The following is a 13,896-nucleotide window of genomic DNA, read 5'->3' as shown; positions in this document are numbered from 1 at the left end:
ACCCCCGTACTCTACTGGCTGGTTCTGATATGAACATGGCTCCTCCCATACCGTCCGCGGGCCCTGATGATGGCCTGAGTGCATCGGATCGGCTTTTGAAATCCGCCGTCGCGGGGCTGGACGCGTTTGCCCAACAGATGGAGCCGGTAAAAGCCGCCGTGCTTACCGCTAAAAACCTTGGGGATGACAGCAGTGCCAAGATCGCGGCGCAGCTTGAGGCGAAGATTGAAGCCTTCGAACCGAGCGTTACGATGATTGGCCAGATTAAGTCGGGCAAAACGTCACTTGTAAACTGCATGATTGGCCGCCCGGACTTGCTGCCAACGGATGTGAACCCGTGGACCTCGGTTGTGACATCACTGCACATGTCACCCAAACCAATTAACGCTGAAACGCGCGCGCAGTTTTGCTTTTTCGAAGAAAATGAGTGGGATCGACTGATCGCAGGCGGCGGCCGCATCGGTGAATTGGCGGACCGCGCCGGCGCGGATGATGAGCTGGCCAAGATCAAAGCGCAGGTTGAACAGATGCGCCAAAAATCAAAGCTGCGCCTTGGTGAGAGGTTTGAACTTTTACTGGGGCAGCAGCATGACTACGGCTATTTCGATCACGAATTGGTCGAGAGGTACGTCTGCCTTGGTGATGATTTCGATGACAGCGCATCCGAGCAGCAAGGTCGATTTGCGGATATAACGCGATCTGCCGACCTGTTTTTCCACCAGCCTGCGCTGCCCGTTCGGCTATGCATTCGCGACACGCCGGGCGTAAACGACACCTTTATGATGCGTGAGCAGATTACTATTCGCGCGATCCGGGATAGCCGCATTTGCGTCGTGGTATTGTCCGCGCATCAGGCATTGTCTTCAACGGACTTGGCGTTGGTTCGGTTGATATCCAATGTGAAGTCAAACGAAGTTATTATTTTCGTGAACCGCGTCGATGAGTTGTCTGAGCCCAGCACTCAAGTTGTCCAAATCCGTGACAGCATTGTCGAAACACTGGCAAAAATAGATGGGCCAAAAGACGCGGAGATTATCTTTGGCAGCGCGATCTGGGCACAAGGTGCGATGATGGGGTCTTTTTCTCGCGTACCCGAGGCAAGCAAGGCTGCGCTTATGCAGCTCGTGAATGCGAGCGAGGACGCGAGCCTACAACATCAAACAACACGTAGTGTGTTGTGGGAATTGTCGGGCATGCCCGCGCTTTATGCAGCTATTTCTAGTCAAATTATGCATGGTGAAGGGCAGGGCCTAGTGAGGCACATTGGGGCGCGTGCCCGGAACCTGCTGGCCGGTGTGCAACAGGCAGATAACCTTAAGGCCAAGGCGCAAATCGGCGAAGTTCCGGTGCAAATCAGCGCGTCAGAGATCAGCACAGCGGTTGCCGTAATCAAAGAGAGTTCAAAGACGACATTGATGGCTGAGCTTGATGAGGCACAGACGGCTTTTTCAATCCGTTTGGATCGTGTGCACGATAGCTTTTTGGCGCGTGCTACGGATGCTTTGTTGTCTTATCTAGAGCAGTTCGGTGACGACGAAGTGTGGGAATATGATCCGGCTGGTCTGCGCCTTTTGCTTCGATCCTCGTACCAAGCGCATGGAAAAACGGTGCAATCAGCTTTTGATCGTTGTGTACGTCAGGCAGCGGAGGAGATCGGCTCACTCTATCAAAATGCGTTAAACCTGCCGGTTGAGTTGTTTGATATCAAAGTCCCGCCGCCTTTGCGTGTGCCGCCACCGGTAACTTTGGGTCAGACAATCGCGCTGGATTTGAAGGGCACTTGGTGGCGCAACTGGTGGTATAAGCGGCGAGGATATCAGTCATTTGCTACAGATTTTCGAAAGCTGATCCACGCCGAAACCATTGGAGTGATCCAAGATCTGAAGTCGCAGCATGGGGATGCTTTGCGTGAACAGGCGGTTCAGGAGGCGGAGCGATTTGTGTGCGAGCAGGCAGAAATCCTACTGAATACTCTTTCCGCACCTCTACTGGCCAAGGATGGAGTGGACGCGTTGTTTGATCGCCAGACTTTGATCGCCCGCGATGTGGAGGTACAGCAAGCGATCCGAAGCCTAGAGGCGATTGAGGCATGAGCCAAACAGCCGCGTGTGACAAGAAACCCTGTATTGCTCTCATGGGCGAATTCAGTGCGGGCAAAAGCACGCTGGCCAATTTGTTGATTGGCAGCCAGCCTCTGCCGGTTCAGGTTATCGCGAGCCATGTACCACCTGTGATGATTTCTTTTGGTGCAGAGGATCCCTTTCGCGTGGATATTGATGGCGAAGAACATCCGATTGATTTGTCACACATTGCGGCGGCTCCGCTCAAAGACACAGCCTATATTCAGATTTATTCTGAGGCGGATGTGCTCGAAAGCTGTGATCTGTTGGATATGCCGGGGATTTCTGATCCCAATATGTCGCCACAAGTCTGGCAAAGGATGATTGCACGGGCTGATGGCGTGCTTTGGTGTAGCCACGCAACGCAGGCATGGCGCCAGAGTGAGGCTGCAGTTTGGAGCGGTCTACCGGATACGTTGCAGTCAAACAGCCTTCTTCTGCTCACGCGAATTGATAAAATTACGAATGAGAAAGACCGCGAGAAGATTATCCGGCGGGTTCGCATGGAGGTCGGTGATCAGTTTCGTGCGTGCCTTCCAATTTCATTGTTACAAGCCGCGAATGAGCAGAATGACTATGACGCTTGGTTGCGGACTGGGGCTGGCGATTTCGCGCGGTATTTCAAGCAAATTTTGAATGATCTGACGCCTAATTCTGATTTACGTTCCTCCGAACGATCCGGTGCAGAGACAGCAGCCTGTGTTGCTGCAGAGACTAGAGCTGAGGAAATGGCGCAGCGCATTGTGCCGCGCCGTATCGGCAGAGTGCGCGCAGTGACGCCGCGACCCAAATCCGATTGAAGAGCGGTTGCGTTTACCTTTCTGCAATCCCTCATGGCGTATCGTGCCTGCTTTACATTTTAGGGCGAGAGGCTTGTTGCCGGCATGGACGTCGCAAAACGAATGCAGTCACTTCGGGATCAGTTTCCTGAATGCACGTTGATGGCATTCGCCGATCTAGAGGCTGGAATGGTCCTCTCTGTGAGCGCGGATACATCGCGCATGCAGGAAGAGATTAGCAGTCTGTGTTCTACCGCAAAGGCCGTTCTTGACCACCAAGCAAACGGCCCCATGGAGGCTCTTATTTCCAACGGTTCTGATGCCGGGGTTTTCGAAGCGGTACTGATTGAGCCTGAAGAAGTGGGTGTTTTTCTTAGATCGACGATCAAGCAAAGTGACGCGTTTTGCTGCGTATGTACGAGTCGCATTTCCCTTCAGCGTTTTTTGCCTGCAGTGCGTGCCGCGCTTGATGCATTGGAGATGCCGAAGTGAAGAGTGGCTCAGAAACCTCTAATGTTTCGATGCTTTTATCTCGGCTACAGGCCTTATCGCGCCCTCAATCCGCAATCGTTTCCAACGGGCCCATTTTGGGTATGGATGACCCGAGAGAGAACTTGATCGCTAAGATAGCAGAGACCCAACTGCCGAGGCGACTTATCTTTATAAATGACCGATCAGAGGCGATTTCGTGTTTTGCGAATGGAGGGCGCTTGTTGGGCGTCGAGTACACCGCTTGTTCAGGCGAAAACCGTTCCTATAAAGCTGCTCGAACTGAGACTCCCCATCAAGCTGTTCGTGCAGAGCCTGTCGCCGAGGCATTGGAGCGTTTTTTGGACAGTACCGCTCGCATAACGGTTCGTTCGCAGCGCTTTGACCTTAGCACATTTCAAAACCATGAAGAGCGCAACCCACCTGCGTTGCCCGATATAGGTATGCGTGAAGCCACCCAAGCATCGCCTCTTGCCGCTTTCTCCGATCAATTTCGCACGCAGGTAGAGGCATTGGTGGTCTGGAAGAGCGGAGAGTTTCAGGTGCTCTGGGGTGATCCTAGTTTGCTGAATTCGCTCAAGTCTTTGGCTGCTGAAGAGGGGGCTAGCCACGATGAGCAAGACTGCATCGGATCAGAAGATACGCCTAAGCCAGCGTGCGCAATCTACAGTGGGCATCCCGCTGGCGGCCGATCCGTTTTCTGTGCAACTCAGTCGGGCGCAATTCTGTTGGCTTTGTGCAAATACGAAAAAACGACCGAGTTGATTGCACTTTGGAAAAGTTATTTGGCGGAATAGCGGGGGTTCTTTTGCTTTAACCAAATGAATTGTACGCCCCTTGCCCGAGAAATCCTCTAGCCACCAAGAATGCCAAACGCAATCAACGGCTTCTACCCACGCATACGTTTGTGTTCTGGGTCAAAAGCACCTGGCGCTATGACTTCGGCCTCGACCATATCTCCGCAAAGATCGAGCGACATCGTGGCGCCCACATTAGCAAAGTCAGTTTCAACAAACGCGTAGGCCAAGTTTTTCTCGATCCGGTGCCCCCACGCCCCAGACGTGATCGTACCGACAACGCGACCGGCCTCCATCAGGGATGCGCCCGGGTGTGCGGGCGCGTGATCTGTTTTGACATGCAGCGTTACGAATTGCTTGCGAGGCGCCTTCGTAAGGCGTTCTCTCAAAGCTTCGCGGCCAACAAACGGGCCCTTATCGATACGTACAAACCGGGTGAGGCCCGTTTCATAGGGATCGAACTCGGTGATGATGTCGGCTTTCCAGTGCAGAAATCCTTTTTCCATTCGCATAGACTCAACTGCTCGTGCGCCGAACAAACGTAAGTCAAAGTTCTCTCCAGCCGCACGCAGTGCCAGGTAGGCCGCGTACAATGATGCGTTGGGCACGTGGATTTCATAGGCCAATTCGCCCGAAAAACTGACCCGCATAACAGTGGCTGGTACAAAGCCGATTTCACACTCGCGCACCCGCAGGAACGGGAATGTGTCGTTAGACCAATCGCCGCGCGCACAAGCCTGTAGCACCGCGCAGGCATCAGGGCCGGCTAAAACAAGGATCGTCATGTCATTGGTAAGACTGCGAATTTGCACATCTTCATCGGCACACATGTGCGCGCGCAGCCAATCCATATCATGGTATTCGCTTGCCGCAGCAGACCCATACCACATGCGCTCCGGCCCACGGTCACTGGCTGGCAGATTGGCCACAGTGGCCTCTGATTTCACCATGCCCTGCTCATTGAGCAGATAGACCAAGCCTACGCGCCCGTCCTTTTTGGGCACGAAGCTGCAACTCATCCGATCCATGAATGCGTGGCGGTCGACACCGGTAATCTCAAATCGGTTGAAGCCGTTGACCTCACATAGGCCGACCTTGGTGTGGACATGTGCCACTTCGGCGCCGACGGCTCCAAACGTGTTGTCAAACGCGAAGGAATGCGTCGCCACAAAGTCCGGCGTCGGCTTGATGTAATCCATGCGCTCCCACCCGTTCACAATTGTGAACTCCGCGCCCTCGGCCGCTAATACAGGAGTAAGGGGGGTGGTTTTTGCAGGCCGGCCCGCGGGCCGGTGTTCGTGGGGAAAGTGAAAGCGGAACTCATTTTGATAATCTTCGACGGCTTTGAGCGCGGTTAACTCGACTGTCGCGTGGCCCGTGAACCGGCGCGGATCGGTGCACCAAGTGTCGTAGCACGCTTCGCCATGTACGATCTGTTGCGCCAAAAGCCAGCCGTGTCCGCCGCCTTCTCCGAGCCCGGCACGCAGGCCGATGATGCAAAATGCATTCCGCTTTCCGGGGATCGGCCCAACCAAAGGCGCGCCGTCGATGGTGTACGTGATGGGGCCGTTAACCACCCGCTTGATGCCCACGTCGGCCAAGACGGGCATCCGCTCAAACGCGCCTTCTAGGACGTCCATCACGCGGTCTAGGTCATCTGGGCAGAGGTCGTTGGAAAAGTCGGGGCTGATCCCATCCATCCCCCACGTTTTGCAATCCTGCTCATAGAAACCAACCAGCAATCCGCCTTTTTCCTGGCGCGAATAATAGTCGGAGATCGGGCACCGCAAGAGCGGCATCCTGTGACCAGCCTCGGCGATAGCGGGGATGTCTTCGGTGACAAAATACTGGTGTTCCATCGACGCCACGGGGTGCCGAACGCCCATCATCGCACCGATCTCGTTTACGCGGTAACCGCCCGCGTTCACAACGATGTCTGCGGCAATGTCGCCCTTGGTTGTGTGCACGACCCAAGTATCGTCAGACAGTTGCTTAAGGCCGGTCACCGCAGTGTTGCGGTACACCTCAGCACCCGCTTTGCGCGCATGAAACGCGAGTGCCTGACACAGTTGGGCGGGGTCGATGTCACCGTCTTCCCCATCCCATAGGCCCCCCAGCAGGTTCTCGGTTGAGATCAGCGGATGCCTGCGCGCGCATTCCTCGGCATCCAAGATTTCATACTCAACGCCCATGCCGCGCGCCATTGAGGCAAAATGGCGATAGCCCTGCATGTGGCCTTCGGTATTGGCCAACCGAATGCCGCCGTCACCATGATGATAACCCACGGGGTATTCCGGATCGTCGCGCAGCTTTTTGTACAACGCGATGGAGTGCGACTTGAGCCCGACCATCGTCTGGTTCATCCCGAAGTTCGTCACCTGCGCGGCAGAGTGCCAAGTCGTCCCGCTCGTCAGCTCGTCTCGCTCAATTAGGACAACGTCGCTCCAACCCTCTTGGGTTAGGTGATACAAGGTCGAGCAGCCAGCGATACCACCACCGATGACGGCGACTTTTGTGCGCGATTTCATGGGGTTCGGCCTCCGACACTTTATGATCTACGCTTCAAAGCACCACGAACAAAGCCCGTTGAAAAGTTGAATTTTGCGGTTTCATTAGGTCCAGATCGTAGTGCGGCCTGTGCGTCGTCACGATCGCGTTGCAATTGATCTTTGAAAGGGTAGGCTTCGGCGGCGAACCGCGCCAAGTCACAGGGAGAAAGCCATGAGTCGCGTCAAACTGACGGTCAACGGACAAACCGTGAGCCGGGAGGTGCCAGACAACACCTTGCTGTCACAGTTCCTGCGCGAAGATTTGCGTCTGACGGGTACGCATGTTGGCTGCGATACCAGTCAATGTGGGGCCTGTTTGGTCCACGTGGATGGGCGTGCGATTAAGGCCTGCACGACGCTTGCGGTGTCGCTGGACGGAGCAGACGTCACGACGATTGAGGGCGTTGCGAACGGGGATGATTTGCATCCAATGCAGACGGCGTTCAACACGCATCACGGGCTGCAATGCGGGTTTTGTACGCCGGGCATGGTGATGGCGGGCATCGACATCGTGACGCGCTATCAGGCCATGGGCCAGCCTCTGACCGAGGCCGCTATTCGCGAAGAGCTAGAGGGCAATTTGTGCCGCTGCACCGGCTACCACAACATCGTCAAAGCGATTGCAGACGCCGCACAGACCATGTCGGGCGCGGCTAAGGCGGCCCAGTAGATGGGTTCGGCTGAGAAAGGATACGTCGATGTATGAGTTGAAATACCACAAAGCGACCTCTGTCGCGGACGCGGTCGCGATTTTGGGTGATGCGGAAGATGGCAAAGTAATTGCGGGTGGTCAGACGCTTGTGCCCACAATGAAACAACACCTTGCCGCGCCAAGTGACCTGATCGATATCCGTGCCTTGGCTGAGTTGCAGGGCGTTTGCATCAAAGGCGACGCGCTGGTTGTTGGGGCCGCGACGCGCCACGCAGATGTGGCACTACACACGGATGTCCGGACGCATATTCCTGCGCTTGCGAGGCTTGCGGCCGGCATTGGCGATCCTGCCGTGCGCGCCATGGGCACGATTGGTGGCTCATTAGCCAACAATGATCCGTCCGCTTGCTATCCGGCGGCGGCACTTGCGTTGAACGCGACGATCATCACAGATCGTCGCGAGGTCGATGCCGATGCGTTCTTTGCCGGTATGTTCGCAACCGATCTGGATGAGGACGAGATTATCACCTCCGTGCGGTTCCCGATCCCTGAAAAGGCGGCCTATGCAAAATTTCCGAATCCTGCGTCGCGCTACGCGATGGTAGGGGTTTTCGTCGCCGTTTTGGACGGCGATGTGCGTGTGGCTGTCACGGGCGCGGGCGAAGACGGGGTCTTTTGCCACAAGGGGCTAGAGGCCGCACTTGCAGCTCGCTTCACATCAGCTGCTGTTGATGGCGTTGATGTGTCGGAAGAAGAACTCATGAGCGATTTGCACGGTTCCGCCGCATACAGGGCCCAGCTGATCAAGGTCATGGCAAAGCGCGCGGTGATTGCTGCGGGCTAAGGCCTGGGTGTCGGAAAATGTTACGGGCTGAAACCATCAGCCCGTAACATTTTTGCTATCAACTGATATGCGCGCGCAGCAGCCACGCGAATTTCTCGTGGGTCTGACCGCGTGCGATGCACAAATCTTCGGTCAGCGTGTCACCGTGATCTGCGGCTAGACTGCCGGTTTCCGCAAGGCTTGAGGCGACAGTGTTCTGTGCCTCCATCATCAGGCGGATCATATCTTCGGCAGCTGGAACACCCTCAACCTCAGTCACCTTTGAGCGTTTCAGCATGCCCCCGAGGGTGCCTTCAGCGTGACCGTGCAGGGCCTTGGCACGCTCCGCGAGGTCATCTTGCGCTACGAAATGGTCTTCGTAGATTTGCTGAAACAGGTCGTGCAGGGGGCCAAAGGCCATGCCGGTCACGTTCCAGTGGAAATTCTGTGCGAGCATTGTGGTGACAGCCGTTTCTGCCACACATTGGTTCAGGCCATTCACGATCTCTGCTTGCGCGTTTGTCGTCAGAGTTGCCGCTGTCTGCGTCATGATTTTCTCCTGTTTTGGGGTAAATTTGTGCGTTTTTGAATGTGTTTTGGCCGTTCCATGCTTTTGGATATAGGGATGTTATGTGCCATTCCAAGACATTTTTAGAATTATTCTAAATTGGGTGAAGGCTCGATAAATTTCAAAGTCATAGCGGTTGTTGCGCACATGCAGCCGTTGGCTGGGGCGAAAAGTCTGTGAAATCTGGCCCCGGGGGCCTACCGTAAAGATATCAAGCATTTCGAGGCATCTGAGGGCAAGGGAGCAAAACATGGAGGTCATTCTCACCATTGCATTGGCCTTTGTGGTGTTTTTACTTGTGGCTGTCATTGTAGCCACCAAGGCTGCGCGCCCCCGTCAGGGTGTCCGACTGACGCTGGATCAAAAGACCGGGCAATACGTTTTGGATCAATCAGATCAGGGTGAGCGGCGGTAATAGTCAGGCTGCCTTTGAAATCCCGCCCATGTCGCCTAGCTCTGCGTACATGATCGAACCCGAACCCAACCCGATTATGCGTCTTTTGCGATTGATCTCTGGCGCGCTGCGACCGCCAAGGGGGCTGCGCCGCATCGCCGTTGCGCTCGCATTTGGCGCGGTATGCCACGCGATCTTTGGGCTGGCTGTTGTCGCGATGATCGCTGCGATGTTCTTTGGGATGAGTGAAAGCTTAGGGACCGTGCCCGCGCCCTTGTCGTATTTGGTCAACGCGCTTTTGCTGATTCAATTCCCGCTCGCGCATTCCATTTTGTTGACCACGCGCGGCGGTAAGTGGCTGTTAAGGTTGGCCCCTCGCGAGCATGCGTCCACTTTGATGACAACCACTTACGCGATTGTTGCGTCCAGCCAATTGTTGCTCTTGTTCGCGCTCTGGACGCCCAGTGGCGTGGTCTGGTGGCGGGCTGAGGGGGGCGTTTTCTGGTTGATGTGCAGCCTCTACACCAGCGCATGGTTGCTTTTGATCAAGGCCAGCTATGACGCAGGCGCTGAGGTGCAATCGGGCGCGTTGGGGTGGATGTCTTTGATGGCCAAGATCAAGCCAGTTTTCCCAGACATGCCAACGGGCGGGATGTTTCGGGTGATCCGTCAGCCAATCTATGTGGCCTTTGCGTTGACGCTGTGGACCGTGCCTGTTTGGACGCCGGACCAGCTTGCGGTGGCGATAGTGCTGACGGCCTATTGCCTCGGCGCGCCCATCCTAAAGGAGCGTCGGTTCACCGCCCGATATGGGGACCGGTTCGCGGCGTACAAAGCCCGGGTGCCTTACGCCATGCCAGCCTTGCACCGTCGGTCCTCTGACGACGCCTGAGGCTGTCTAACGGCCGTACGCAATCCCTTCGCGGCGCGGGTCAGCCCCGCCAGTGATGCCGTTGCCAATAGCAATCATGTGCAGCCCAGATGTCAGGGCGCGCGCATTAACCTCATACCCCAGTTCGGTTAGGGGGCCGCCCATAGCCTCGGCGCTGGTGCCTTCTTCGAGGTCATAAGTACCAAAGCGGTTCACAAGGTGCGGCAAAGCGGTGGCCTGTTGCACATCCATACCCCAATCCAGATGGGCGATAATCGACTTGGCCACGTATCCGATGATCCGAGAGCCCCCCGGACTGCCCGTTACCAACACGGGCGCCCCGTCTCTTAGAACAATCGTCGGTGCCATTGATGACCGAGGCCGCTTGCCCGGCGCCAGCGCGTTTGCAATCGGCACCCCATCGCGATGCGTGCGGAATGAGAAATCTGTCAGCTCATTGTTCAAAAGGAAGCCGCGCACAAACAGGCGCGAGCCAAAGCCGTTTTCGATGGTCGTCGTCATCGACAATGCGTTGCCGTACGCGTCCACGATTGAGATGTGTGAGGTCGAGGGTAGCTCAAGGCTTTCGTCATCGGCCCAGATCAAACTGGCATGATCAAAGCTGGGTGCGCCGGGGGCTACCTCTGGCAGCGCATCATCGCCTTCGAGAAACTTTCGCCGCTCTGCCAGATACTCTGGTGCGATCAGGCCGCGCGCGGGGACGGGCACAAAATCGCTATCGGCCATGTAGCGGCCGCGGTCTGCAAACGCGAGACGCGAGGCATCGCCGATCAGACGCCATGCCTCGGGCGATGTGAGGCCGAGGGCTGTCAGATCAAAGCCGTCAAGCATTCCAAGGATCTGCCCGACGGTCAGCCCACCTGAGGACGGTGGCCCCATGCCGCATACCTCGTGCGCGCGATATTCGGCACAAACTGCGTTGCGTTCAATCACTTGATAAAGCTCTAGGTCATCGGTGCTTAGCACCCCAGGGTTACCGGGTGCCGTACGCACTGTCGTGACGATATCCTGTGCGATGGGACCCGAATAGAACGCGTCCGCGCCATGGTCTGCCAACGCGCGCAAGGTGTCCGCGTAGTCGAGGTTCATTAGGGTGTCGCCAGCCGCAAGCCCTACGCCATCAGGGAAGAAATACGCAGCAGTCGGTGCGAAACGTTGCAACCTGTCCGCGTCGCGTTCGACCAAGCCGGCCAGCCGGGGTGAAACGGGAAAGCCATCCTCCGCCAAGGTGATTGCATCGTCAAACAGCCCGGCCCAGTTGGCGCGGCCCCAGCGGCGATGCGCGTCCTCAAGCAGCCTTGGCGTGCCAGGCGTGCCGACGGACAACCCGCCCACGACGGCGTCAAAGAATTTGAGCGGCTCGCCGTTTTCGTCCTGAAACAGCCGCGGGTTGGCCGCCAAAGGTGCAGTTTCGCGCGCATCCAACGTGGTGATCGCGCCCGATGCCGCATCATACCAGACCAAAAACGCGCCGCCTCCTAGGCCTGAGGATTGCGGCTCGACCAGACCCAAAACGGCTTGTACCGCGACCATCGCATCCGCAGCGGTTCCACCTGCGGACAAGACGCGCGCACCTGCCTGAACGGCCCAAGGGTTGGCAGCGGCGACCATCCAGTCTTGGGCTGTGACGGGCGCGCCCTTGGCTTTGGCGTCAAATGCGGGGCGTAGTTCCGGTGAGATGGCTTCGAACGCCAATGGCGCGCTTGCGGGCTCTGGTGCGACGGCGTCGGCCGCCTGTTGCGCGATGACGGGTCCACAAAAGACGGCCCACATTGCCGCGCCTAAAACAGTACGTTTCATGAAAACACCTCCGGAACAAATGACACAGCTAGCTTTGCATGGGCTAAGCGTTGCGCGAAGTCACAATTAACGGTGTGGTGCTGGTTTTCTGCGCAGACCGCCCCACGTTTGGTGGATGCTGCGCCGTATCCTCAAATCGCTACTCATCTTGACGCTGGGCGTTTTCGTCATCGGCTGCACCCAGATTTTGCGCAATTCCGGGATGCCTGCGTTGCCGCCCGCATCGCCTGAGGCGCTGCGCATGGCAACTTATAATGTGCACTACATCGTTGTGCCCCGCGCTGAGGGACCATGGTCGATGGCCGATTGGGAACGGCGCAAGGGTCCGTTGGATACGGCTTTCAAGGCGCTTGAGGCTGACGTGATCGGCTTCCAAGAAATGGAGAGCTTTGCGGGCGGCGCCATCAGTCTCGACAACCTCGCGTTGGATTGGCTGCTGACCAACAACCTCAACTACGGGGCCGCAGCCGCGGGGGACCCGCGCGAATTCCCCTCCACCCAGCCCATCCTCTATCGCAGAGATCGCTTGCAAATGCTGGGGCAGGGGTGGTTCTTTTTCTCTGAGACACCGGATGTCCTTTACGCCCGTACGTTCAACGGCTCGTACCCTGCTTTTGCGTCATGGGCCGAATTCCGGGATATGCGGTCTGATCGGGTGTTTCGTGTGGTGAATGTCCATACGGATTTCAGTAGCCGATCCAATCGGTTGCAATCAGCCGAGTTGATCGCGGAACGGATCAAGCCTTGGATCGAGGCCGGAGAAACCCTGTTTGTCATCGGCGATATGAATGCGCGATTGGGTGCGCGCAAGCTGGCGATCATGGAGGACGTGGGCGTCACATTTACGCCCGTCAAAGGGGCAACGTTTCACTTCAATCGCGGCCTCAACTTGTTTGGGGCGATTGATCACATTGGGTATGCAGGGCCCGTTCAGCCCCTTGGCGCACCTGTTGTACTGCGCCAAAAGTTCGACGGGGAATGGCCTACGGACCACTACCCCGTCGTTGTTGATTTTGCGCCCTAGCTAAAGCGTTCTGGCCCCTGCCATTGCACGTCAGAGTATCGGTCCCCGTGAGCCCAGCCGACGGGCAGTACGGCTTCAATTCGGTCCAAATCCTCAGCCGTGAGCGTAACCTCAGTCCCGCGCAACAGTTCGGCCAGATGGGCGGTGTTTTTCGTGCCGGGGATGGGCAGCACATGCTCGCCGCGCGAGATGACCCACGCAATCGCAAGCGCCGCCGCGGGAAGCTCCATGTCCGCAGCCAAGCGGCGGAAACGATCCGTGGCGGTGATATTGGCGCTGTAGTTCGGTTCCATAAAGCGTGGGTTGTTGGCCAAAAACGCATGGGATTGCGCGCGGGCATGGCTGAATGGGGCGTCTGTCAAAAAGCTACGCCCCACGGGCGAGAATGCGACCAAGGTGGTGCCCAATTCGGCGCAGGCTTGGCTCAGCCCCAGTTCGGGCGCGCGCGTCGAAAGCGAGTATTCGGATTGCACGGCCGCGATAGGGCATTCCGTCCACGCCCGGCGTAACGTGCTGGGCGCAATCTCCGAAAATCCAACGGCCCGTGTTTTGCCTGCATCAATCAAACGCTTAAGCGTGCCTGCCACGTCTTCGGGGCTGTGGGCGGCGTCGTAGCGGTGGATATAGAACAGATCCACATGGTCAACGCCCAGCCGGGTGAGGCTCTCATCCAAGCAGGCCTCAAGGTAGTCGGGGTCATTGTTACGCGGGCGTTCATTACCGCGCGCGATGCCTGCTTTGGTCGCCAGCACCATATCGGCTCGTGCGCCGGGGCGCTGCTTGAACCAGTCACCGATGATCTCCTCGGAGCGGCCCATGCCATAGACATTGGAAGTGTCGATATGCGTGGCCCCCGCCGCGCGGCACGCGTCCAACACGGCGTGGCTTTCTGCGAAAGTGGCGTCACCATAGATGCCCGCAAACGACATCGCCCCTATGCCAAATTGCGAAACCTGTGGGCCGCTTGCGCCCAATGTAATTGTCTTCATTCCGGTATTCCTCTTGTCCT

13 protein-coding genes are annotated in these 13,896 nt (G+C 57.0%); 9 read left to right on the top strand and 4 right to left on the bottom strand.

Translation table 11 applies throughout. From position 1 onward, the window contains the following. Positions 1-35: 35 nt before the first annotated feature. The 4 genes from THS5294_RS06965 to THS5294_RS18225 all read left to right on the top strand — a co-directional run bounded on the left by THS5294_RS06965 (position 36) and on the right by THS5294_RS18225 (position 4,185). On the top strand, positions 36-2,093 hold the full coding sequence (locus THS5294_RS06965) for a dynamin family protein (protein WP_158508584.1): 2,058 nt from the start codon (positions 36-38) through the stop codon (positions 2,091-2,093). After that, complete coding sequence (locus tag THS5294_RS06960; protein ID WP_058123168.1) at positions 2,090-2,920, top strand: dynamin family protein; 831 nt, start codon at positions 2,090-2,092, stop codon at positions 2,918-2,920. The genes THS5294_RS06965 and THS5294_RS06960 overlap by 4 nt, the downstream gene beginning before the upstream one ends. A gap of 84 nt (positions 2,921-3,004) precedes the next feature. Continuing rightward, entirely contained in the window at positions 3,005-3,391 is a 387-nt protein-coding gene (locus tag THS5294_RS06955; protein ID WP_058123167.1) for a hypothetical protein, read from the top strand. Positions 3,392-3,609: 218 nt separating this feature from the next. Beyond that, positions 3,610-4,185 (top strand): hypothetical protein, encoded by a 576-nt coding sequence (locus THS5294_RS18225; RefSeq protein ID WP_072936775.1) that lies wholly within the window; start codon positions 3,610-3,612, stop codon positions 4,183-4,185. 92 nt (positions 4,186-4,277) lie between these two features. Here THS5294_RS18225 and THS5294_RS06945 read toward each other — a convergent pair whose 3' ends face one another. Then, positions 4,278-6,713, bottom strand: coding sequence for a GcvT family protein (locus THS5294_RS06945; protein ID WP_058123165.1), 2,436 nt, complete (start codon positions 6,711-6,713; stop codon positions 4,278-4,280). 193 nt (positions 6,714-6,906) lie between these two features. On the opposite strand from THS5294_RS06945, the gene THS5294_RS06940 reads away from it, so the two are divergent. Next, complete coding sequence (locus THS5294_RS06940; RefSeq protein ID WP_038008093.1) at positions 6,907-7,404, top strand: (2Fe-2S)-binding protein; 498 nt, start codon at positions 6,907-6,909, stop codon at positions 7,402-7,404. Positions 7,405-7,432: 28 nt separating this feature from the next. Then, on the top strand, positions 7,433-8,230 hold the full coding sequence (locus tag THS5294_RS06935) for an FAD binding domain-containing protein (RefSeq protein WP_058123164.1): 798 nt from the start codon (positions 7,433-7,435) through the stop codon (positions 8,228-8,230). A gap of 58 nt (positions 8,231-8,288) precedes the next feature. On the opposite strand, the gene THS5294_RS06930 is transcribed toward THS5294_RS06935, so the two are convergent. Next, positions 8,289-8,759 carry a Dps family protein gene (locus THS5294_RS06930; RefSeq protein ID WP_038008095.1) on the bottom strand — a complete coding sequence of 157 codons (471 nt, stop codon included), beginning with the start codon at positions 8,757-8,759 and terminating at the stop codon, positions 8,289-8,291. 268 nt (positions 8,760-9,027) lie between these two features. Between THS5294_RS06930 and THS5294_RS18330 the strand changes: the two genes are divergently transcribed. Both THS5294_RS18330 and THS5294_RS06925 read left to right on the top strand, forming a co-directional pair. Then, positions 9,028-9,192 carry a hypothetical protein gene (locus THS5294_RS18330; RefSeq protein WP_158508583.1) on the top strand — a complete coding sequence of 55 codons (165 nt, stop codon included), beginning with the start codon at positions 9,028-9,030 and terminating at the stop codon, positions 9,190-9,192. 49 nt (positions 9,193-9,241) lie between these two features. Further along, on the top strand, positions 9,242-10,063 hold the full coding sequence (locus tag THS5294_RS06925; protein WP_058123197.1) for a methyltransferase family protein: 822 nt from the start codon (positions 9,242-9,244) through the stop codon (positions 10,061-10,063). A gap of 6 nt (positions 10,064-10,069) precedes the next feature. On the opposite strand, the gene ggt is transcribed toward THS5294_RS06925, so the two are convergent. Further along, positions 10,070-11,863 carry a gamma-glutamyltransferase gene (ggt, locus tag THS5294_RS06920; protein ID WP_058123163.1) on the bottom strand — a complete coding sequence of 598 codons (1,794 nt, stop codon included), beginning with the start codon at positions 11,861-11,863 and terminating at the stop codon, positions 10,070-10,072. 115 nt (positions 11,864-11,978) lie between these two features. Between ggt and THS5294_RS06915 the strand changes: the two genes are divergently transcribed. Further along, complete coding sequence (locus tag THS5294_RS06915; protein ID WP_058123162.1) at positions 11,979-12,887, top strand: endonuclease/exonuclease/phosphatase family protein; 909 nt, start codon at positions 11,979-11,981, stop codon at positions 12,885-12,887. On the opposite strand, the gene THS5294_RS06910 is transcribed toward THS5294_RS06915, so the two are convergent. Next, positions 12,884-13,876 carry an aldo/keto reductase gene (locus tag THS5294_RS06910; protein WP_058123161.1) on the bottom strand — a complete coding sequence of 331 codons (993 nt, stop codon included), beginning with the start codon at positions 13,874-13,876 and terminating at the stop codon, positions 12,884-12,886. The genes THS5294_RS06915 and THS5294_RS06910 overlap by 4 nt on opposite strands. Positions 13,877-13,896 lie beyond the last annotated feature (20 nt).

It is taken from the genome of Thalassobacter stenotrophicus (assembly GCF_001458315.1).
Lineage (GTDB): Bacteria > Pseudomonadota > Alphaproteobacteria > Rhodobacterales > Rhodobacteraceae > Thalassobacter > Thalassobacter stenotrophicus.
The sequence above is the reverse complement of the archived record's forward strand: the minus strand, read 5'-3'. Positions and strand labels throughout refer to the sequence as shown.

Excerpts from the sequence above, each read along its gene's own strand:
- THS5294_RS06910 (WP_058123161.1), bottom strand. The coding sequence starts at position 13,876 with ATGAAGACAATTACATTGGGCGCAAGCGGCCCACAGGTTTCGCAATTT.
- THS5294_RS06940 (WP_038008093.1), top strand. The coding sequence starts at position 6,907 with ATGAGTCGCGTCAAACTGACGGTCAACGGACAAACCGTGAGCCGGGAG.
- ggt (WP_058123163.1), bottom strand. The coding sequence starts at position 11,863 with ATGAAACGTACTGTTTTAGGCGCGGCAATGTGGGCCGTCTTTTGTGGA.
- THS5294_RS06945 (WP_058123165.1), bottom strand. The coding sequence starts at position 6,713 with ATGAAATCGCGCACAAAAGTCGCCGTCATCGGTGGTGGTATCGCTGGC.
- THS5294_RS06930 (WP_038008095.1), bottom strand. The coding sequence starts at position 8,759 with ATGACGCAGACAGCGGCAACTCTGACGACAAACGCGCAAGCAGAGATC.
- THS5294_RS06955 (WP_058123167.1), top strand. The coding sequence starts at position 3,005 with ATGGACGTCGCAAAACGAATGCAGTCACTTCGGGATCAGTTTCCTGAA.
- THS5294_RS06925 (WP_058123197.1), top strand. The coding sequence starts at position 9,242 with ATGATCGAACCCGAACCCAACCCGATTATGCGTCTTTTGCGATTGATC.
- THS5294_RS06915 (WP_058123162.1), top strand. The coding sequence starts at position 11,979 with ATGCTGCGCCGTATCCTCAAATCGCTACTCATCTTGACGCTGGGCGTT.
- THS5294_RS06935 (WP_058123164.1), top strand. The coding sequence starts at position 7,433 with ATGTATGAGTTGAAATACCACAAAGCGACCTCTGTCGCGGACGCGGTC.
- THS5294_RS06965 (WP_158508584.1), top strand. The coding sequence starts at position 36 with ATGGCTCCTCCCATACCGTCCGCGGGCCCTGATGATGGCCTGAGTGCA.
- THS5294_RS18330 (WP_158508583.1), top strand. The coding sequence starts at position 9,028 with ATGGAGGTCATTCTCACCATTGCATTGGCCTTTGTGGTGTTTTTACTT.
- THS5294_RS06960 (WP_058123168.1), top strand. The coding sequence starts at position 2,090 with ATGAGCCAAACAGCCGCGTGTGACAAGAAACCCTGTATTGCTCTCATG.